Origin of the sequence: Micromonospora krabiensis (genome assembly GCF_900091425.1) — a bacterium.
Taxonomy (GTDB): Bacteria; Actinomycetota; Actinomycetes; order Mycobacteriales; family Micromonosporaceae; genus Micromonospora; species Micromonospora krabiensis.
In genome coordinates, this window is sequence record NZ_LT598496.1 from 7,020,835 (window position 1) to 7,038,825 (window position 17,991).

Genomic DNA, 17,991 nt, shown 5'->3' on the forward strand with positions numbered 1-17,991 from the left:
CGCCCCGCCGTCCGGCCTGCTCACCAGGCATTCGTAACACCGGCGGCGGCCCCGACGACCGGCAACCGGGAAACCGGCCGGTCGCGGTACCGGCGGAGCGCCACCAGCGGTGTTACCTGGCCGCAATCACCGCTGCGTAGAGTTCGACCATGGCGGATCTGTTCGAGGAGTACCGCCTCGGTCCCGGCTGGGACGAGATGTTCAGCGACCCCGGGGTGCCCCGGGACGTCTACGCCGCGCTCTACGCCACCCTGCAACCGCTGTCCAGCGGCGACCTGGGAATCCGGGCGGACGTGCTGGCCCGCGCGTTCCTCGACCAGGGGATCACGTTCGCGCTCAAGGGTGTGGAGCGTCCGTTCCCCCTCGACATCGTGCCGCGCATCATCGCCGCCGCCGAGTGGGAGGCCGTCGAACGGGGCGTCGCGCAGCGCGTGCGGGCGCTGGAGGCGTTCCTGGCCGACGTGTACGGCGCCGGGCACGTGCTGGCCGACCGGGTGGTGCCGCGCCGGCTGATCGCCACCAGCGCGCACTTCCTGCGCGCGGCGGCCGGCGTCACGCCGCCCAACGGGGTGCGCATCCACGTCGCCGGTGTCGACCTGATCCGCGACGAGCAGGGCACGTTCCGGGTGCTCGAGGACAACGTGCGGATCCCGTCCGGGGTCAGCTACGTCATGGAGAACCGGCGGGCGATGGCGCAGGTGCTGCCCGAGGTGTTCGCCGCGGCCCGGGTGCTGCCCGTCGAGTCGTACCCGGCGATGCTGCTGCGCGCCCTGCGCGCGGCCGCGCCCGTCGGGGTGGGCGACCCGACCGTGGTGGTGCTCAGCCCCGGGGTCTACAACTCGGCGTACTTCGAGCACGCGCTGATCGCCCGGGAGATGGGTGTCGAGCTGGTCGAGGGCGGTGACCTGGTGTGCGTCGGCAACGAGGTGTCGATGCGGACCACGGCCGGCGAGCAGCGCGTCGACGTGATCTATCGGCGCATCGACGACGACTTCCTCGACCCGGTGCACTTCCGCGCCGACTCGATGATCGGGGTGGCGGGGCTGTTGAACGCGGCCCGCGCCGGTGGGGTGACCATCGCCAACGCGGTCGGCAACGGCATCGCCGACGACAAGCTCGTCTACACGTACGTGCCCGACCTGATCCGCTACTACCTGGGCGAGGAGCCGCTGCTGCCGAACGTCCAGACGTACCGGCTGGATGATCCGGACGTGCGGCGGGAGGTGCTGGGGCGCCTCGACGAGGTGGTGCTCAAGCCGGTCGACGGGTCGGGTGGGGCGGGCATCGTCATCGGCTCGCAGGCCAGTGAGGAGGAGCTGGCCGCCGTCCGGGAGCGGATCGTGGCGAACCCGCGCGGCTGGATCGCGCAGCGTGAGGTGAAGCTGTCGATGATGCCGGCGCTGATCGGTGACCGGTTGCGCAGCCGGCACATCGACCTGCGCCCGTTCGCGGTCAACGACGGGGAGTCGATCCGGGTGCTGCCGGGCGGGTTGACCCGGGTGGCGCTGCCGGAGGGCGCGCTCGTCGTCAACTCCAGCCAGGGTGGCGGCTCGAAGGACACCTGGGTGCTGGCCGGTGACGCGCACCCGGTGCCGCTGCAACTACCCCGCACCGGCGGCTGGTCGGCGCCGGTGCCCACCGCCGTGCACCCCGATCCGGGGCCCGGTGGCGCCTCGACCGCCGAACAACAGCAACAGCAGCAGCAGGGGAGGGCGGCGTGCTGAGCCGGATCGCGGAGTCGCTCTACTGGATCGGCCGCTACGTCGAGCGGGCCGAGGACACCGCCCGGATCCTCGACGTGCACGTGCAGCGGGTGCTGGCCGACCCGTGGACAGACGAGGACGTGGCCTGCCGGGCGCTGCTCGCGGTCATGGGCATCACCCCGGTGGAGGGGCCGTTCACGTCCACGCGGGTCATCACGCTACTGGGCCTGGACGACACCAACCCGACGTCGGTGGCGGGTGCGCTGGCCGCCGCGCGGGGCAACGCCCGTGGCGCGCGGGAGACGGTGCCGTCGGAGATGTGGGAGTGCCTCAACACCACCTGGCACGGCCTGGCCACCTCCCGCCGCCGGGTCGAGCAGGAGGGGGTGCACGCGTTCTTCCGGTGGATCCGGGAGCGCTGCACGCTGCTGGCCGGGCTGGCCGACGCGACGATGAGCCACGACGAGGGCTGGCTGTTCCTGGTGCTGGGTCGCAACCTGGAGCGGGTGGACATGACGGCGCGGCTGCTGCGCGCGCACGAGCTGGCCGGGGACAGCGTCCCGTCGTGGCTGACCCTGCTGCGCTCCTGCGGGGCGTACGAGACGTTCCTGCGCGCCTACCGCGGCTCCTTGGACGACCGGCACGCCGCCGAGTTCCTCCTGCTGGACCGGCTGTTCCCGCGGTCGGTGTTTGCCGCCCTGTCGACCGCCGAGCGGTGCCTCGGTGAGCTGGAGCCCGGTCCGGGCCGGGCCGGGGTGACCACGGAGGCGCAGCGCATCGTCGGGCGGGCCCGCACCGGGCTGGAGTTCCGCGGCGCGGAGGAGCTCATCGGTGACCTGCCGTCGGTGCTGGTCGGCCTGGGTCGCACCTGCTCGCAGGTCAACGACGCCGTGTCGCGGCGCTACTTCCGCCACCCGGCGGCGGTGTCGTGGGTGCTGCCCGGGGTCCTCGCATGAGCGTGGACAGTTGGCGGTTGATGGTGCGCCACCAGACCGGCTACTCCTACGACGGGCCGGTGTCCTCGTCGTACAACGAGGCGCGGATGTGGCCGCGTGACGAGGCCCGGCAGGCGGTGCTGGACGCGCGGATCGAGGTGTCGCCGTCGGCGCGCACCTACCGCTACCGGGACTACTGGGACACCCTGGTCACCGCGTTTGACGTGCACGCGCCGCACGAGGCGCTCACCGTCACCGTCACCTCCCTGGTCGAGACCCTTCCGCCGGGTGACCTCATCGGTCCCGGTGAGGGCGCCGGGTGGGACGAGCTGGCCGCGCCGGAGATCGTCGACCGCTGGTACGAGCTGCTGCAGCCGACGCCACAGACCACCCTGGACGGTGAGCTGACCGGCATCGCCGCCGACCTGCGGGCCGCCCACCGCGAGCCGCACGCGGCCGCGCTGGCGGTCTGCGACCTCGTCCGCGCCGAGGTGCGCTACGAGCCCGGCGCCACCGGGGTGCAGAGCGACGCCCTGCACGCGTGGACGCAGCGCAAGGGCGTCTGCCAGGACCTAAGTCACCTCACCGTGGGGCTGCTGCGGGAGATGGGCCTGCCCGCCCGGTACGTCTCCGGCTACCTGCACCCCCAGCCCGAGGCGCAGGTGGGGCAGGCCGTGGCCGGGCAGAGCCACGCGTGGGTGGAGTGGTGGGCCGGGCGGTGGACCGCGTACGACCCGACCAACGGTGTGGCCGTCGGCCGCCAGCACGTGGTCGTCGGGCGGGGCCGCGAGTACGCCGACGTGCCCCCGCTGAAGGGCCTCTACGCCGGCCCGCTTAGCACCGGGCAGAGCGTCGAGGTGACCATCACCCGGTTGCGCTGAACGTCGGCGACGGATCTTGCCCCCGAGCGACGTTACCGGGCAGTATCGACGGGTGACGACGCGATGGGGCATGACGGTGCCGCTGGGCGGCATCCCACTGGCCGACCACGCCGCGGTCTACGCGACCCTGCACGGCTGCGGGTTCACCGACGTCTGGTCCTCCGAGGTCGCCGGCACCGACGCGTTCACCCCGCTGGCGCTGGCCGCCGCCTGGCAGCCCGGGCTGCGGCTGGGCACCGCCGTGGCACCGGTGTTCACCCGAGGGCCCGGCCTGCTGGCGATGAGCGCCGCCGCGCTGGCCGAGACCGCGCCGGGGCGCTTCACGCTCGGCATCGGCGCGTCCTCGCCGGTCGTCGTCGGGGACTGGAACGCGGTGCCGTTCACCGACCCGTACGGGCGCACCCGCGACGTGCTGCGCTTTCTGCGCGCCGCGCTCGCGGGGGAGACCGTAGACGCCGCGTACGATACGTTCACCGTGCGCCGGTTCACCCTGGAGCGTCCGCCCGCGGTGCCGCCGGCGATCATGCTGGCCGCGCTGCGCCCCGGCATGCTGCGCCTGGCCGGCGCGGAGGCCGACGGGGTGCTGCTCAACTGGCTGGCCGCGACCGACGTGCCCCGCGCGCTGGGCGAGCTGGGGCAGCGGCGGCCCGGCTTCGAGGTGACCGCCCGTATCTTCGTCTGCCCCACCGAGGACGCCGGCTACGCGCGCACGCTGGGCCGACGCATGATCACCAGCTACCTGACCGTACCGGCGTACGCGGCGTTCCACCGCTGGCTCGGCCGGGACGAGACGCTCGGGCCGATGTGGACGGCGTGGGCGGCCGGTGACCGGCGCGGCGCCCTCGCCGCGGTGTCCGACGACGTCGTCGACGCGCTGATCCTGCACGGCTCGCCGGAGCACTGCCGCCAGCAGGTGCGCCGCTACGTCGACGCCGGCGTCGACGTGCCGGTGCTGGCGCTGCTGCCCACCCCGGAGGTCGGCGCCGGTGGGGCGGCCGCCGTCACCGAGCTGATCGCGCGGCTGGGCCCGGAAGGGGAGGGCTGACGTGAACCTCACCGACCGGATCGCGGTGATCACCGGCGGCGCCGGTGGCATCGGCGCCGCGCTGGCTCGCCGCTTCGCCGCCGAGGGCGCGGCCGCCGTCGTCCTGGCCGACCTCGACGGCGACGCCGTGCGCGCGGTCGCCGAGGGCATCGGCCCGCTCGCCCACGCGACCACCCTGGACGTCACCGACGAGGAGCAGGTCAAGGCCCTGGTCGACGACACCGAGCGGCGCTACGGGCGCATCGACCTGTTCTGCGCCAACGCGGGGGTGACCAGCGGCGGCGGGATCGAGGCCGACGACCGGGCGTGGGATCGCGCCTGGCGGGTCAACGTCCTGGCCCACGTCTACTCCGCGCGGGCCGTGCTGCCGGGGATGCTGACCCGCGGCGGCGGGCACCTGCTGCACACCTGCTCGGCGGCGGGGGTGCTCACCGCCGTCGGCGACGCCCCCTACACGGCGACCAAGCACGCGGCCGTCGCGTTCGCCGAGTGGTTGTCCATCACCTACCGGGACCGGGGCATCCGGGTCAGCGCGCTCTGCCCGCAGGGCGTGGACACGCCGATGCTCGCCGACGGGCTGGCCGCCGGTCACCTCGGCGCGCGGGTCACCGCCGCCTCCGGTGCGGTGCTCACCCCCGACCAGGTCGCCGACGCCGCCGTGGCGGGCCTGGCCGAGGAGCGGTTCCTGATCCTGCCGCACCCGGAGGTCGCCGGGTACGCGCGCCGCCGCGCCGAGGACCCGGACGGGTGGCAGGCCGGCCTGCGCAAGCTGGTCCGGCGGCTGAGCGCCTGACGGCCTGGCGCTGGCTGGGTCTACGGCCTGACGATTTGACGTAGTCAAGCGTCGAAAGAAGCCAAGGCGGCAAGCGGATCATCACCTCCGTAACCGGTGTAGCGCTAAACGGCGAGGACCGTGGCCGACCGCGGCCTCGGGATGCGGAACTCGCGCCGCCAATGGCCCTCCGAACAGTCGGGCTGATCGCAAGGGCACTCCCCCTGAAACCAGGCCTCGAACCGGTCCCATTTGGCGCTCTCGCCGTTGCCGTAGTTCTCGCCCTTCAGCTCGAACTGCTGGTGCTCGTGCACCTCACCCGAAGCAACATCGGCGGCCGCCTGCGCCCAGTCGCGCCAGTCCCAGGAACGTCGTGGTCTGCTCACAGCGGCCAATCGTGGCACTTGGATACGACAGTGGGCCGTGGGCGCGGCGCGGTGACCCGCACCTTCTGGTCCGCCGGCTCCCTCCCGGCACCCTGCGCGACTGGCCGCCCTTTATGCCCGGCTGCGTCACCACCGCCCGCCGCTGCGCAAAGCCCCCGCGTCCCCCCGCCGGGCGAAGATCGCGGCGCTTGTCGCCGGGCTCTGGGTGGTCAGCCGCATCGACCTGATCATGACCGTTTGGCCCGGCCAACCCCCGCCTCGTCGAACGGCTCCCGTTAGCCACCGGTCTGACCGGGCAGCCCCCGACCACACCCTCAACCTCCCTTACCGGCGGCTCGGTGGCTGGGGATGGGCCCGCATGACTCTGTGCGCCGCGCCGGGCGAGACTGCGGAGGACGCCCGGTATCCTGCGGCGTCCTCCGCTTCATTGCCTCTTGGGGTTTCTCACGCTGGCTGGGGAATCAGCCGGGCGGCTTCAGAGACGAGCGCGGGGAGTTCGGCGGGCGTGCGCAGAGCCGCCATGTTCTCCACGGGTACCCACCGTGCGCCGCCAACCTCTTCGACCTGCGCCGCCAGGTCGCCGCCAGCTGCCTGGCAGACGTAGACGAAATCAATGTGTCGATGCGGTCCGACCTTGCGGTCTTCGATGTCCATCTCGATGATGGCGAACGGGCTCGGGATGCTTCGTACGGCGGGGTGCCGGAATGGTTGTGGACCGAGGATGTCGGCAATGATCCCGGTCTCCTCGTGGACTTCGCGGAGTGCCGCTTCGGCGGGGTCTTCGTTGGGGTCGACGTGTCCGCCGGGGTACAGCCACTGGTCGATCTTGTTGTGGTGCACGAGCAGGACGTGGCCCTCGTCGTTGAAGACGATGGCTGAGCTGGTGAAATGGCGGATCATGCTCGGGTTTCTCCCTGGGCGATCTGGGCTACGCGGTCGGCCATCCACGCTACGGTCGCGTCCGTCATTCCGGGGTGAACGGGGAGCTGCACGGTGGTCGTGGCGAGGTGTTCGGCGTTGGGGCACTGGTTGGCGTAGGGCTGGAAGATGGGCTGGTGGTACAGCGGCCGGTAGCGCCACCGGATCGAGTCGGGTGGGAGTCCGGCGGCTTCGAACGCGGCGGCGACTTGGGGGATGCGGTCCTTGATGGTGAGGACGAGGTTGTAGTAGTTCGGCTTGTCCTGGACGCCGTACGGCAGTTCCCGCAGCAGGCCGCCGGGAGGCAGCGCGGCGAGGACGCGTTGGGCGTTGCGGCGGCGTCGGTCGAGTTGACCGTCGAGGAGCTTGAGACGGCGCAGGCCGATGGCGGCCAGGGGGCCGGCGAGCTTGTAGTTGACGCCGTGGGTGGTGCCGCGCAGGTGGCCGAGGTGGGTGTACCAGTCGATGCGCTCGCCGAGCTCCTCGTCGTCGGTGAGGACAAAGCCCCCCTCGCCTGTGGATAGGAGCTTGCGGTCGTGGGTGGAGAAGCAGCCGACTGCGCCGTGGGTGCCGGCGAACTGGTTGCCGACGCGGGTGCCGTGGGCTTGGCATGCGTCCTCTATGACCGGAACTCCCGCCTGGGCGAGGAGGTCTGTGCTGGCTCGTTCGTCGTTGGGGTAGCCCCAGAGCGGCAGCGTGATGGTGGCGCGGGTGCGTCCGGTGAGCTTGCGCTGGATGTCGGCGGGGTCGAGGGCGAGGGATTCGGGCAGGGTGTCGACGGGGATGGGCGTGGCTCCGCAGGTGAGTACCGGCATGGCGGTCGGCAGGGGCGCGGTGGCCGGAACGAGGACCTCGGTGCCGGGTCGGACGCCGAGGGCGGTGAGCGCGGCGTGCAGCGCGGAGGTTCCCGAGTTGACGGCGATGGCGCGGCGGGCACCGAAGCGTTTGGCGAGCGCCTGTTCGTAGAGGGCGAGGACGGGGGCGCCGCCGGAGAGGCGGCCGTCGTCGAGGGTGGCGCGTATTTCGTCGAGTTCGTCGCAGGGTGCAGGGGTGTACCGGTCGTCGACGGGGTTGAGGACGTCGTGGCTGCTACTTGTCATAGGTGAGCACCACCTTGATGGTCTCCTCGGGGCGCTGGGCGATCAGGTGGTACGCCTTGGCCGCCTCGCTGAAGGGAAAGCGGTGGGTCACCAGGCTGTCGACATGAATGTGCCCACTGATGACCAGTTCTCGGGCGGCGGCGTTGAGTCGGGGCAGGTCCCAGGCGGGGTGGGTGCGCTGTGGGCAGCCGTTGACGGTCATGGATGAGATCAGGGTGATGCGGTTGCGGTGGTACTCCTCGCCGAGTCGTAGGCCGTCCTGGTCGCCGTGGTAGGAGGCGACGGTCGCGACCCGGCCGCCCACCCGGACGCAGCGGATCGCCTCGTGCAGGCCACGGTAGGAGCCGGAGGCTTCGATGGCGACGTCCGCGCCCTGGGGGCCGCAGAGCTTGCGGACCTGCACGGCGATGTCGTCGGTGGTGGCGTGCACGGGTGTGATGCCGAGGGAGTCGGCGGTGTCCAGGCGCAGCGGATAACGGTCCACCCCGATGACCTTGGCGGCTCCGGCGAGTCGCGCGAGCTGGCCGGCGAGGAGGCCGACGGTGCCGAGCCCGACCACGACGACGGTGTCGCCGAGGCGTACCTCGGCGTCGTGGACGCCGCCGAGGGCGACGCGCGCCAGGATGAAGAAGACGGCGCGTTCGGGGTCGACACCGGCCGGCAACCGGCTTGCGAGAGCGGCGTCCGCGGGAACGATGTGCGCGGTGCCGTGCGGGCGGTCGAGGGTGACGAGGTCGCCGATACTCACTTTGCCGACAGCCGCCTCGCCGACGGCGGTGACCCGCGCGATGGTCTCGTAGCCGGGTGCGACCGGGAAGTCCCGGCCGGCGCCGTTGAGGAAGATGCGTCGCTGCGGGTCCCAGGACCGGTGTAGCGCCGCGGCGTCTCCGGCCATCCAGGCCATCTCGGTGCCGTGGCTGATGCCGGAGACGACCGATTCGGCGTAGACGTCGTCGGGGCCGAGTGCGGGCAGGTGCTCGCGGACGATCTCCACCTGGCCAGGAGCGGTGATCATGACCCTGCTGCAGGGGGGCGCGTGGGCAGTGCGGGTTTGTGCGACGTCGGCTTCGGTCATGGTCTCTCCATGGCTGGTAGGCGGGCAAGGAGCGCGTCGACGTCTTCGTCGTTGAAGGCGTCGAATTCGCTGGTGTCGAGTCGGATGATTCGGCTGGCGTAGTCACCGAGCGGTCTGTCGAAGGCTCGGGTGAGGTGTTCGAGGTAGGCGGTGGACAGCGCGGATTCCATGGGTCTGCCGCGTTGGGTGATTCGGCGGGCCAGGACCGGCGCCGGTGCGGTCAGGGCGATGAGAAGGTCGGGTCGTGCGGCGGCGTCGCTCCAGGTGGCGCAGGTCTTTCTGACTCGACTGGCGTCCTCGGGCGGCAGGGTGATGTGGGCGAAGATGACCTGTTGCGCCATGGACCAGTCCGCCACGACGGGGGTGCCGTGGGTGAGCAGGTCGTGGATCTCGCGAAGTTGCGCGACGCGCAGCGCCAGGAAGGTCAGCTCGACCTGAAGTGCCAGGGCCGCGGGGCAGGTCTTCCCGGAGGCGTAGAGCTTCGGGAGAGAGGGGTTGTCGGCGAACGGGTCGCGCATCAGACGCGCTCCGAGACGCTCGGCGAGTCGCTGTGCGAGGGTCGTCTTGCCGGCACCCGTCGGCCCGGCGAGTCCGATGAACATCAGCCCCTGCCCGATGGCCTGGATGCCCTTTGTCCGGCCGACTCTGGCCTTGGCTGTTCCGTCATGACAGCGGGTCCTTTCATGCCAACTCCGGCGAGGAAGTTGGCGAGGAAGGGGCTCGCCGACGTCCCTTCCGCCGGGAGGTGGTCCTCGGGGTCGGGGCGCCAGTGAGATACCGGGACGAGCGCGGCGCCGTCTGGGCGCGACGCTGCGCCGGGTTGGGGCGCGACCATGGCGAAGTCACCGAACAGTGCCTGGACGTCGGCGGGGTGTCGGAGTTGCAGTGGAGTGGGGGTGCGCTGGTACAGCCGCTGGACCTCCTCGGTCTGGCTGGTGGTTGTGCCGGAGGTCGCGTGGGAGATGACGAGGGCGCTGCCGGGACTCGCCGCGGCGCGGAAGGGTTCCACGATGGCGTTGGCGTCGCCGGGGATGAAGTGCAGGACCGAGACGAACAGGATGGCCACCGGGCGGGCGAGGTCGATCAGCCGCTGGGTGGCGGGGTTGTCGAGAATGAAGTCCGGGAAGCAGATGTCGGCTTGGATGACGTCGACTCGCGGGTCGACGCCCAGCAGGGCCCTGGCGTGTGCCACGGCTACCGGCTCGACGTCGACGTAGAGCACCCGTGCGTCGGCGTTGACGGAGTGGGCGATGTCGTGAACGTTGCCGACGGTCGGTATGCCTGAGCCGAGGTCGATGAACTGGCGTATGCCCTGCTGCAGCGCGTATCGGACGGAGCGGCGCAGGAATGCTCGGTTGGCGCGGGCAGCGTCAGCGACGTGGGGTGCGACGGCGAGAACGGCGTCGGCTGCTTGACGGTCGGCTGCGAAGTTGTGGCTGCCGCCGAGGAAGTAGTCGTACATTCGCGCGGCGTTCGGGCGGCTCAGATCAAGCTCGGCGGGTGCCCAGCTCATCGCCTCAGTTCCCATGGTCGTTCCCCTGGTGCCGGCTGGGGCGCTCGTGATCGCCCTCGGTGGTGGTGGCTGCCCGGTGCTTGTGGCGGTGTCGTGGGTGCTCATCGGTACACCGATACGGCGGTCTCGCCGATGAGGTCTTCGACGGCGCAGATGATCTTTTTGGTGGCGGGTGTGTGGTGTCCGGCGCGGGCGAGCATCTGGCGGAGCCGGTTACGCAGGTCGGTGTCGAAGCCGTCGAGGTACAGCTCGGATTCGAGCCGCAGGGCCCGTAGTAGACCGGCGAGAGCGTCAGTCTGCGGGTCGGGGTCGTCGTAGCCGAGGACGCCGTACCGCAGCCGCCCACGGACGCGGTGGATGACCGCGGGGTCTGTCGGCGGGTAGGCGACGGACCGGCCGAGCATGCGGCGTCTGGTGACTCGTTCGACAAGGCCGCCGGCGATGAGCCCGGCGGTGACCTTGTCGTAGGCGTGCTCGCCGAGCAGCCGCACGGCCTCACGGACGGACAGCGAACGGTGGTGGCGGGCCAGGAATGTCAGCGCCCAGTCGGCGACCGGGTCGCCGGTGGGTTGCCTGTGCACGGCGATGGCGGCGTCGCCGACGACGCGTACCCGTTCGATCGGTGCGACCAGGTTGGTGAGGATGGCCCCGGCCAGCGCGAGCGACAGGGATGGCAGGTGGGCCAGCGGGGCGCCGCTGTCGTTGTGGGTCAGCACGAACAGCTCGACGCGCAGCGGGAGGCGGACCGGTGGGGTGTCGAATGCGGCGTTGTTCATGGCGGGTCACCTGGTCGGCTCGGCGATGTGGCGCAGCCGCTGATGTACTCCGCCGTATGGGCTCGCGCCTGCCAGGACGGCTTTGGTGAGGGCGGCGTGCATGGTGTAGAGCGGATCGCAGACGTTGCCGGGTGCGGCGCGGCCGGCCTGGGAGACGAGCTGGTAGGCGTCGAGCAACTCCAGCCCGGTCAGTTGTGCCGTCCAGGTGACCAGGTCGTGCTGGCTGATCCGGTACGCGTCCTCCAAGGGTCGGGCGGCGCCGATCGAGATGATCCGGTGGTCGGTCTCGATGCGCGGCCGTGGTGTGGTCACGCCTTTGATCAGGTCGACGGCGATGGTGACGTTCATGGCCGTCTCCACCGCCACGCCGCACACCTCGCCCTGGCCTTGGCGGGCGTGGCCGTCGCCGATGGCGAACAGCGCGCCGGGGACGTTGACGCCGAGGTAGACGGTGACTCCTGGGCGGATCTCCGGGGTGTCGAGGTTGCCGCCGTGCGCGTCGGGCACGATCGTCGCTCGTGCTTCCCCGCCGCCTGGGGCGACTCCCACGGTGCCGAGCATCGGCTCCAGGGGCATGACGATCGTGTGGTCGGAGCGGCGGGCGTGGTAGGTGACGGTGTCGGCGGCGGTATCGATGGTGTAGCGCCACACCCTTTCCTCGATCGGCGGGTGCAGCATCGCCGTGGTGTGGGTGCCGGTCAGTGCCCCGAAGTGCGGGAAGGTGGCGGACATGCCCCAGTCGCGGGCGGGGGTGATGGCCGCGAAGTGCAGGGCGAGGGTGTCGCCGGGTTCCGCGCCGGCCACGTGGAAGGGGCCGGTGACGGGGTTGAACGCCTGGCACACCTTCGAGGGCAGGTCGTCGACGGTGAGTACGGCGCCGCCGAAGCAGTCCTGGGTGCTGGTGACCAGGAGGCTGCCGGGCTTGATCTCGGCGACCGCCGGACCGCCGCCGAAGGTGTAGCGCAGCTCGTTCTCGGTCGGCTGGTAGGTAACCGTGCTGGTCATGCCGACTCCCGTCCGCTGGCCAGGCCGGACAGCTCGGGACGACGACCAGCGGCGTACAGACCGGCCAGGGTCAACAGGCCGAGGATGAGCCAGACGAAGCCGAGGCGTTGGGCGGCCACGTTGGCGTTGACCACGACATAGGCGAGGATCGTGAACCCGACTCCCGGAAGAATCAGGTGCGCGACGTAGTTGCGGCTGCGGCGGCGGACCAGGTAGTGCCAGACGACGGCCAGGTGCAGTACGAGGAACGCGGTCATCGCGCCGAAGTTGATCAGGCTGGACAGCAGCGTGATGCCGTCGACGCGCCAGTTCATGTAGAGGCCGATCGCCAGCGACACCAGCGCGGTGAGGGTGATGGCGTGGGTGGGCACGCTGTGGCGTACCGAGACCGTGGCCAGGAACTTCGGCAGTTGCCGGTCGCGGGCCATGGCGTACAGCAGCCGCGAGGTGGCGACCTGCGCGACGAGGGAGTTCGCCACGCCCCAGGCGGCGGCGGTGGCGACCGCGCACAGGGTGGCGAGCCAGGGTCCACCGGCGAGCCGTGCGGCGTCGTAGAGCGCCGTCCCGTCTGGGTCGCCGTTCGCGAGCAGGCCGCCTGGGTCGGGGACCAGCAGCGCGGCCATCCAGGTCTGGGTGATGAACAGCAGTCCGGCCACGCCCAGCGCGGCGGCCATGGCGCGGCCGATCTGGCCCGCGCCGCCCTTGTTCTCCTCGGCGAGCATCGAGATGCCGTCGAAGCCGAGGAAGCTGAGCACGGCGATCGACACCGCGCCGAATACCAGCGCCCAGGTGAAGGTGTCAGGGTTGTAGAGCGGCGTCCAGGAGAAGCCCTGTCCCTGGCCTCGTGCGAGAGCATGACCGGCTGCGGCAAGGAAGATCACCAGGACGATGACTTCGCCGATGAGCATCACGCGGGTGATCAGGGCGGTCATCCGGATTCCCCGGTAGTTGACCAGCGTGTTGAGCAGCACGAAGCCGACCAGCCAGGCCCAGACGGGCACCACCGGTACGGTGGAGTGCATCGCCACCGCCGCGATCAGGTAGAGCAGGCTCGGCACCAGCACGTAGTCCAGGAGGATGGCCCAGCCCGCGAGGAAGCCGACGGGTGCGCCGATCCCCCGGCCCGCGTAGTTGTAGACGCTGCCGGCCAGCGGGAACGCCTTGACCATCTGGGCGTATGAGGCGGCGGTGAACACCAGCGCCACCATGCCGATGACGTATGCCAGCGCGACCATCCCGCCGGCACCTGCGTAGACGGATCCGAAGATGCCCATCGGCGCGATCGGCACCATGAACACCAGCCCGTAGAAGAGCAGGTCGGCGAACCCGAGTGAGCGGCGCAGCTCCGGCCGGTACCCGAACCGCGACGAGTCCGGCGACACCTGGGCCACGCCGATCTCCGGTGGAGGCGCTGTCTGCCTCGTGTACATCCTGTTCCTTCCTTCCTGTCGGTCATCGACGCCCGCGCGCTCCCGGCCGTGATGGAGTAGGTCGCACTGTGGCGGCTCAGTAGGCAGAGGCGGAGCTGGGACCTGCCGGATCGGCTGCTACAGACGCCACACGATGGACAAGTCCTGAGCGCAGCCGCCGACCCGCACGGCGACAAACAAGCGGCGGAAAATTCCAGTGAGTTCCTCAGGCGCGGCGCCGGCCACCAACCCCGGCGCTGGCACCGCCACCGCCTCCAGGACGAACTGTTCGATCTCCTCGGCATCCACAGCCGTCAACCGGCAGCCACAGGGCCCCCGGTAGGCACGCCGGCCCAGCATCCGGACGGGTAGCAGCGACGTGCCGCAACCGCGGCAACGCAGCAGCCCCGCGAGCGTGTAGGCCCCCGAGGCAGGAGGCTCGGGCTGCGCTGGCCGTTCACCGCTGCGGCCGGATGCGACGAGGCGAACGCGGTTGCGCGCGGTGTCGCTTCGCAGGTCCATGGCCACGGCACCTCCACCACTACCGCTGCTCGCAAACGCGAGGGCTGGCCACAGCGGTAAAGGTGGCGCGAGGTCCGGCCAATCCATCGCCGTGGTTGTCTATGCGACCAGCCTGCGGGTCCGGCCTGCTCCCTGACGACGCGTGGACGTCCTAGTGTTGTCCTAGTTTCAGCTCGTCTGCGCCCGCCGTCGTCTATTACGCTGCCGAATGCGACAACGACGCTGAGTGCACGGCCTGGGGGCGATCCCGTGGAGACGGTACGGCGGTGGACCGGCCGCGAGGCAAAAGCACTTCGCCTGGCCTTGCGCATGAGCGTGCGTGGCTTCGCCGAGCACTTGGGCGTCAATCCAGCGGCCATCTCTAACTGGGAAAAGCGCGGCTCCGCGACCCGCATGCGCTACGAAACCCAGCAGATGCTCGATGTCGATCTGGCACGGTCACCAACCGAGGTCAAGCAGCGCTTTGCCCAGACCCTCAAAGCGTCAGCGACCACAGATCCGGACGCCTCAACCGTTGCTACAGACGCCAACCGGCCCGCAAGGAAGGATCTCGGTACCCATTCCCGAGAACGGACGGCAGCCGTCCTCGCGGCGCTCGGTGGCCGACAGCCCGACGATCTCGTCTACACGCCCCCGGTCGACGTCCAGCGCCTGGTCGGGACCTTCCTCGTCTCGGCCGCGCGCGTCTACTTGGTCACCGGCCCTCCGGGCTGCGGCAAGACCAGCTTGACTCGCCACCTGGCGTCGCGAGCCCCAGGACTGGATGTTCAGCTGCTGACCGCCGACGCGTGGACCGAGGACATCGACCTGGCGCGGGAGATCCTCCGCTACGGATCCCAGCCGGCCGGCGAGGATCCGCTGCTGACCCTGGAAGATGAGAGCCGGAACCTGTCCAGGCCGCTGCTCGTCATCATCGACAGCCCGCAGTCCCGCGCGGTGGTCGACAAGGTCTGCCGCCAGCTTGACGCAACTCTGCGGCAGGTGCTCTCGGGAAACCTGAAGTTCCTCCTCGTACTGCGCACACCGCCGGAGGTCGAGCTGGCGCCCTACCCCGTCCTGTCGGCAGCGGTCATGCCTGGCCCGGATCACGGTGCCGGCCCGTCGCTGCCGCTGGACCGCTGGGACGCCCGCACCGCCCGAGAGGTGTGGAACACGCAGCGGCAGTCCAGCGAACCTCCGTTCGACGCGCTTCCCCCCAGGATCCGCAACCTGGCCCGACTGCCGCTGTACATGAGCCTCATCCGGGCCGCCAAGTCGACTGAGCCGCTCGGGCAGACCAACGCCTTCCGGCTCGTGGAATTCTGCGTCGCCTCGATCCTGAAGGCAGCGAGCCTGGACGTCGAACGCGCCACCGCGGACCTGACGGCACTCGCGCGGAAGCAGCTCGCTGCGGCATGGCCGCATCACCTGCTTCCCGCGATCGAAGCCAACCCGCCAGGGAACGTCGGTGACCTCACCGCCTCCCCGGTCGCGAGGCTTGTGCGGTCCGGCCCGTCCGGCGGCCTGACGTTCCATCACGACGTCATCCGTGAGTATCTCTTCGCCCGGTGGCTCGCCCAGCTCATCGAGGCCCACGGGCGCTCGTCCATCACCATCGAGTTGCTCAACGACCTTGCCGCTCGAACGAGCACGTCAGGCGACCTGCGGGGTGTCCTGGAATTCCTGTTGCAGGGCTTGGACGCGACGTCACCGGAACTGCTGGCCGCCGTCGCCCAGTCACCGTCGATCAGCATCACCGAGACGCTGCCGTTGATGCTCGAACTCACCGGTGAGAGCCCGGCCTTCGCCACCGCCGAGGTGCTGCGCGTGTGCGCCTCCCGGTGTCTGCACGACAATGGCCTACCGCTGGCCAGAGCCCTCCTGCACACCAACGCAGCCGCGACAGCACTGGGCGCTGAGTACCCCCGATGGATGCTGCGGGTGCTGCGCCGCTTCGGCCCGGCAGTTTGGTCCGACATTGTGGCGTGCGTCGAGACGCAGCTTCCCATAGCGGCCGTCCACGACTTCGTCCGTCTCGCGCAACTTGACACCGTAGAGGACGCGGTATTCCTCGCCAGGCACTTCTACGTCTTCCTCGCCGCCGACGACGGCAGTTCCCAGGAGCTGAAGACACTCCTGGCCCATCCAGACTGGCGAGCCCGCGCCGCCCTCGCCGAGGGGATCCGAGCGGGCCACGCGATCCCCCGGCAGACGGTGATCTCGATCGTGGAGGCGTTGACCGCGGACCGCGACTACAAAGTCCGCGCCGCCGCCGCCGAAGCCGCCGGCCAGTCGACCACGCCCGGTCTGGAACACCTACTGGCCACGCTTCTCGACGATCGCAACTGGCATGTTCGCGAACGTCTCCTCCAAGGGCTGTCCTTCAGAGTTGGAGACGAAGACTCGGTCGCAGACCTGGTCATCCGGGGCCAAGAAGCGTGGCGCCATGGCCCGCGCAATGTCCGAGTTGCCGCCCAGCGACTCCTACTGAAGTGCGGCAGGAAACCTCTACAGGACGAGGACTCCTCCCGCAGCGCCCTGTTCGGCCTGCTCCGAGAGATCCGTACCGGTGCCCTGCGGCTACCCACGAACGTCCAGTCGGCCCTGATCCGACAAGGCGTCGCCTCGGCCGACTGGCTTGTACGCACCGAAGCCAACCTGCTCGAACACCACGACACCGCCACGAACGCAGCCGCAGGCATCAGCAAGGAAGCCTTCCGGCGCCTTCGAGACGGACGGGCACTACAGGTCGCACTCGATGTCCGCGACATCGACCACGCAATCGCCGTCGCGCAGGCCGCCGCCATCGCTGGCGTGCAATTCATCGAGATCGGCGACCCGCTCATCAAGAGCGTCGGCATTCAAGCCATCAGCGCCATCAAGCAGCGAACCCCTGGTGCGTGGATCGTCGCCGAGATGATGTCCGCAGACTGGGGACGCGACCAGGTGGTCCTCGCGACCGAAGCCGGCGCCGACGTCGTACTGCTCATCGGACCCGCCAGCATCGCCAGCGTGTCCGCAGCCGTCGAAGCGAGCAGACGCCTGGGCGTTCCCATCATGATCGACGTGCCCGAGGGTCGGCTGATCCAAGGCTGGGTCCAGGACATGGAACGCGCGGGAGTCGACGGCTTCGCCATCACCACGAACATCGACCTGGGCGTAGCCGGCTTTCACCCTCTCGACCAGGCACAACTCATCAGGTCATGGACCAAACTGCCGGTCGCGGTCTCCGGCGGCTTCGAACCCACCGACGTTGAGGCCAGCCGACGACGCTCATGGGACATCCTCGTCGTCGGTCGCGGAGTCACCGACTCCCTGGACCCCGCCGTCGCCGCCCGGGACCTCGCCGCATCGATCGAACTCACCGAAGGACACCGCTCATGATCATCACCCCGCTCACGGTCGGCCGGATCCCCGACCTGGAGAAGCTGCTGGCGTTGGGAGAGCCGTACATCAGGCTGCGGGGTTCATCGGACTACTGGCTGTACGCCACGCTGTTCGCCAACACCTGCCCACTCGCCATCATCGACGGGCAGGTCGCCGGCAGCGTGATCGCCTTCCGAAGCCAGGTCGACCCATCACAGATCTACCTCCAAGACGTGATGACGCACCCCAGCCACCGCCGTCAGGGGGTCACGCGGGCGCTCGTGGAAGAGGTTCATCGCCAAGGCGCCCTCTGGGGATGCCGGCGCCTGTTCCTAACCTCGGAACCTGACAACCACGCCGCGCACAGCGCATGGCTCGGCTTGGGCTTCAGTAACCGCTCAGGAGACACCAGCGAGCAAGGCGTGTCCGTGATCTACGACTACAAGGGGCCGGGAAAGCACCGCGCTGTGTATGAGCGACAGATCGGCAGCTAGATTCGGGCGCCACGCGGGCGGCGGCTGGACGTGCACGACGGCGTGGACCGTCCGCGATGAGGATGGACAGCAGAGGTGTTGTGGCGTGAGCAGCAGTTCGCGCATTTCTAGT

At 70.2% G+C, this 17,991-nt stretch carries 17 protein-coding genes; 7 read left to right on the forward strand and 10 right to left on the reverse strand.

Features of this window, described 5'->3' with window-relative positions; genetic code table 11:
- Positions 1-149: 149 nt before the first annotated feature.
- The 5 genes from GA0070620_RS32275 (at position 150) to GA0070620_RS32295 (ending at position 5,357) form a co-directional block, all read left to right on the forward strand.
- Positions 150-1,724 (forward strand): circularly permuted type 2 ATP-grasp protein, encoded by a 1,575-nt coding sequence (locus tag GA0070620_RS32275; RefSeq protein WP_091597596.1) that lies wholly within the window; start codon positions 150-152, stop codon positions 1,722-1,724.
- Positions 1,718-2,659: an alpha-E domain-containing protein gene (locus GA0070620_RS32280; protein ID WP_091597599.1), complete on the forward strand. Its 942-nt coding sequence runs from the start codon at positions 1,718-1,720 to the stop codon at positions 2,657-2,659. The genes GA0070620_RS32275 and GA0070620_RS32280 overlap by 7 nt, the downstream gene beginning before the upstream one ends.
- The gene (locus GA0070620_RS32285; RefSeq protein ID WP_091597601.1) at positions 2,656-3,519 is read left to right on the forward strand and encodes a transglutaminase family protein; all 864 of its coding nucleotides are present in this window, start codon (positions 2,656-2,658) and stop codon (positions 3,517-3,519) included. Before GA0070620_RS32280 ends, GA0070620_RS32285 begins: the two co-directional genes overlap by 4 nt.
- Before the next feature lie 70 nt (positions 3,520-3,589).
- The gene (locus GA0070620_RS32290; RefSeq protein WP_091597604.1) at positions 3,590-4,564 is read left to right on the forward strand and encodes an LLM class F420-dependent oxidoreductase; all 975 of its coding nucleotides are present in this window, start codon (positions 3,590-3,592) and stop codon (positions 4,562-4,564) included.
- A gap of 1 nt (position 4,565) precedes the next feature.
- Entirely contained in the window at positions 4,566-5,357 is a 792-nt protein-coding gene (locus GA0070620_RS32295) for an SDR family oxidoreductase (RefSeq protein WP_091597607.1), read from the forward strand.
- Positions 5,358-5,461: 104 nt separating this feature from the next.
- Here the strand turns inward: GA0070620_RS32295 and GA0070620_RS32300 are convergent, their stop codons facing one another.
- The 10 genes from GA0070620_RS32300 to GA0070620_RS32345 all read right to left on the reverse strand — a co-directional run bounded on the left by GA0070620_RS32300 (position 5,462) and on the right by GA0070620_RS32345 (position 14,040).
- Complete coding sequence (locus GA0070620_RS32300) at positions 5,462-5,722, reverse strand: hypothetical protein (RefSeq protein WP_157741744.1); 261 nt, start codon at positions 5,720-5,722, stop codon at positions 5,462-5,464.
- 444 nt (positions 5,723-6,166) lie between these two features.
- Positions 6,167-6,622 (reverse strand): NUDIX hydrolase, encoded by a 456-nt coding sequence (locus GA0070620_RS32305; protein WP_091597612.1) that lies wholly within the window; start codon positions 6,620-6,622, stop codon positions 6,167-6,169.
- Positions 6,619-7,740: a DegT/DnrJ/EryC1/StrS family aminotransferase gene (locus GA0070620_RS32310; RefSeq protein WP_091597615.1), complete on the reverse strand. Its 1,122-nt coding sequence runs from the start codon at positions 7,738-7,740 to the stop codon at positions 6,619-6,621. Before GA0070620_RS32310 ends, GA0070620_RS32305 begins: the two co-directional genes overlap by 4 nt.
- On the reverse strand, positions 7,730-8,755 hold the full coding sequence (locus tag GA0070620_RS32315; RefSeq protein ID WP_091597618.1) for a zinc-dependent alcohol dehydrogenase: 1,026 nt from the start codon (positions 8,753-8,755) through the stop codon (positions 7,730-7,732). Before GA0070620_RS32315 ends, GA0070620_RS32310 begins: the two co-directional genes overlap by 11 nt.
- Positions 8,756-8,811: 56 nt before the next feature.
- Complete coding sequence (locus tag GA0070620_RS32320) at positions 8,812-9,417, reverse strand: deoxynucleoside kinase (protein WP_091597621.1); 606 nt, start codon at positions 9,415-9,417, stop codon at positions 8,812-8,814.
- The gene (locus tag GA0070620_RS32325; protein WP_231922041.1) at positions 9,417-10,343 is read right to left on the reverse strand and encodes an SAM-dependent methyltransferase; all 927 of its coding nucleotides are present in this window, start codon (positions 10,341-10,343) and stop codon (positions 9,417-9,419) included. The genes GA0070620_RS32320 and GA0070620_RS32325 overlap by 1 nt, the downstream gene beginning before the upstream one ends.
- An 86-nt stretch (positions 10,344-10,429) precedes the next feature.
- Positions 10,430-11,104 carry a GOLPH3/VPS74 family protein gene (locus tag GA0070620_RS32330; RefSeq protein WP_091597624.1) on the reverse strand — a complete coding sequence of 225 codons (675 nt, stop codon included), beginning with the start codon at positions 11,102-11,104 and terminating at the stop codon, positions 10,430-10,432.
- Between the two features lie 6 nt (positions 11,105-11,110).
- Positions 11,111-12,109, reverse strand: a complete 999-nt coding sequence (locus GA0070620_RS32335; RefSeq protein WP_091597628.1) for an acetamidase/formamidase family protein — start codon at positions 12,107-12,109, stop codon at positions 11,111-11,113.
- Positions 12,106-13,539: an APC family permease gene (locus GA0070620_RS32340; protein WP_091597631.1), complete on the reverse strand. Its 1,434-nt coding sequence runs from the start codon at positions 13,537-13,539 to the stop codon at positions 12,106-12,108. Before GA0070620_RS32340 ends, GA0070620_RS32335 begins: the two co-directional genes overlap by 4 nt.
- Positions 13,540-13,656: 117 nt before the next feature.
- Positions 13,657-14,040: a zinc ribbon domain-containing protein gene (locus tag GA0070620_RS32345; RefSeq protein WP_231922504.1), complete on the reverse strand. Its 384-nt coding sequence runs from the start codon at positions 14,038-14,040 to the stop codon at positions 13,657-13,659.
- 249 nt (positions 14,041-14,289) lie between these two features.
- On the opposite strand from GA0070620_RS32345, the gene GA0070620_RS32350 reads away from it, so the two are divergent.
- Together GA0070620_RS32350 and GA0070620_RS32355 are read left to right on the forward strand one after the other, a co-directional pair.
- Positions 14,290-17,403, forward strand: coding sequence for an orotidine 5'-phosphate decarboxylase / HUMPS family protein (locus tag GA0070620_RS32350; protein ID WP_231922043.1), 3,114 nt, complete (start codon positions 14,290-14,292; stop codon positions 17,401-17,403).
- A complete protein-coding gene (locus tag GA0070620_RS32355; RefSeq protein WP_091597637.1) occupies positions 17,400-17,879 on the forward strand; it encodes a GNAT family N-acetyltransferase in 480 nt (159 codons plus the stop codon). The genes GA0070620_RS32350 and GA0070620_RS32355 overlap by 4 nt, the downstream gene beginning before the upstream one ends.
- Positions 17,880-17,991 lie beyond the last annotated feature (112 nt).

What these genes read in the sequence shown, in the direction of transcription:
- GA0070620_RS32275 (WP_091597596.1), top strand. Translation starts at nt 150, where the DNA reads ATGGCGGATCTGTTCGAGGAGTACCGCCTCGGTCCCGGCTGGGACGAG.
- GA0070620_RS32285 (WP_091597601.1), top strand. Translation starts at nt 2,656, where the DNA reads ATGAGCGTGGACAGTTGGCGGTTGATGGTGCGCCACCAGACCGGCTAC.
- GA0070620_RS32290 (WP_091597604.1), top strand. Translation starts at nt 3,590, where the DNA reads ATGACGGTGCCGCTGGGCGGCATCCCACTGGCCGACCACGCCGCGGTC.
- GA0070620_RS32305 (WP_091597612.1), bottom strand. Translation starts at nt 6,622, where the DNA reads ATGATCCGCCATTTCACCAGCTCAGCCATCGTCTTCAACGACGAGGGC.
- GA0070620_RS32310 (WP_091597615.1), bottom strand. Translation starts at nt 7,740, where the DNA reads ATGACAAGTAGCAGCCACGACGTCCTCAACCCCGTCGACGACCGGTAC.
- GA0070620_RS32315 (WP_091597618.1), bottom strand. Translation starts at nt 8,755, where the DNA reads ATGATCACCGCTCCTGGCCAGGTGGAGATCGTCCGCGAGCACCTGCCC.
- GA0070620_RS32320 (WP_091597621.1), bottom strand. Translation starts at nt 9,417, where the DNA reads ATGTTCATCGGACTCGCCGGGCCGACGGGTGCCGGCAAGACGACCCTC.
- GA0070620_RS32325 (WP_231922041.1), bottom strand. Translation starts at nt 10,343, where the DNA reads ATGGGAACTGAGGCGATGAGCTGGGCACCCGCCGAGCTTGATCTGAGC.
- GA0070620_RS32330 (WP_091597624.1), bottom strand. Translation starts at nt 11,104, where the DNA reads ATGAACAACGCCGCATTCGACACCCCACCGGTCCGCCTCCCGCTGCGC.
- GA0070620_RS32335 (WP_091597628.1), bottom strand. Translation starts at nt 12,109, where the DNA reads ATGACCAGCACGGTTACCTACCAGCCGACCGAGAACGAGCTGCGCTAC.
- GA0070620_RS32340 (WP_091597631.1), bottom strand. Translation starts at nt 13,539, where the DNA reads ATGTACACGAGGCAGACAGCGCCTCCACCGGAGATCGGCGTGGCCCAG.
- GA0070620_RS32345 (WP_231922504.1), bottom strand. Translation starts at nt 14,040, where the DNA reads ATGGACCTGCGAAGCGACACCGCGCGCAACCGCGTTCGCCTCGTCGCA.
- GA0070620_RS32355 (WP_091597637.1), top strand. Translation starts at nt 17,400, where the DNA reads ATGATCATCACCCCGCTCACGGTCGGCCGGATCCCCGACCTGGAGAAG.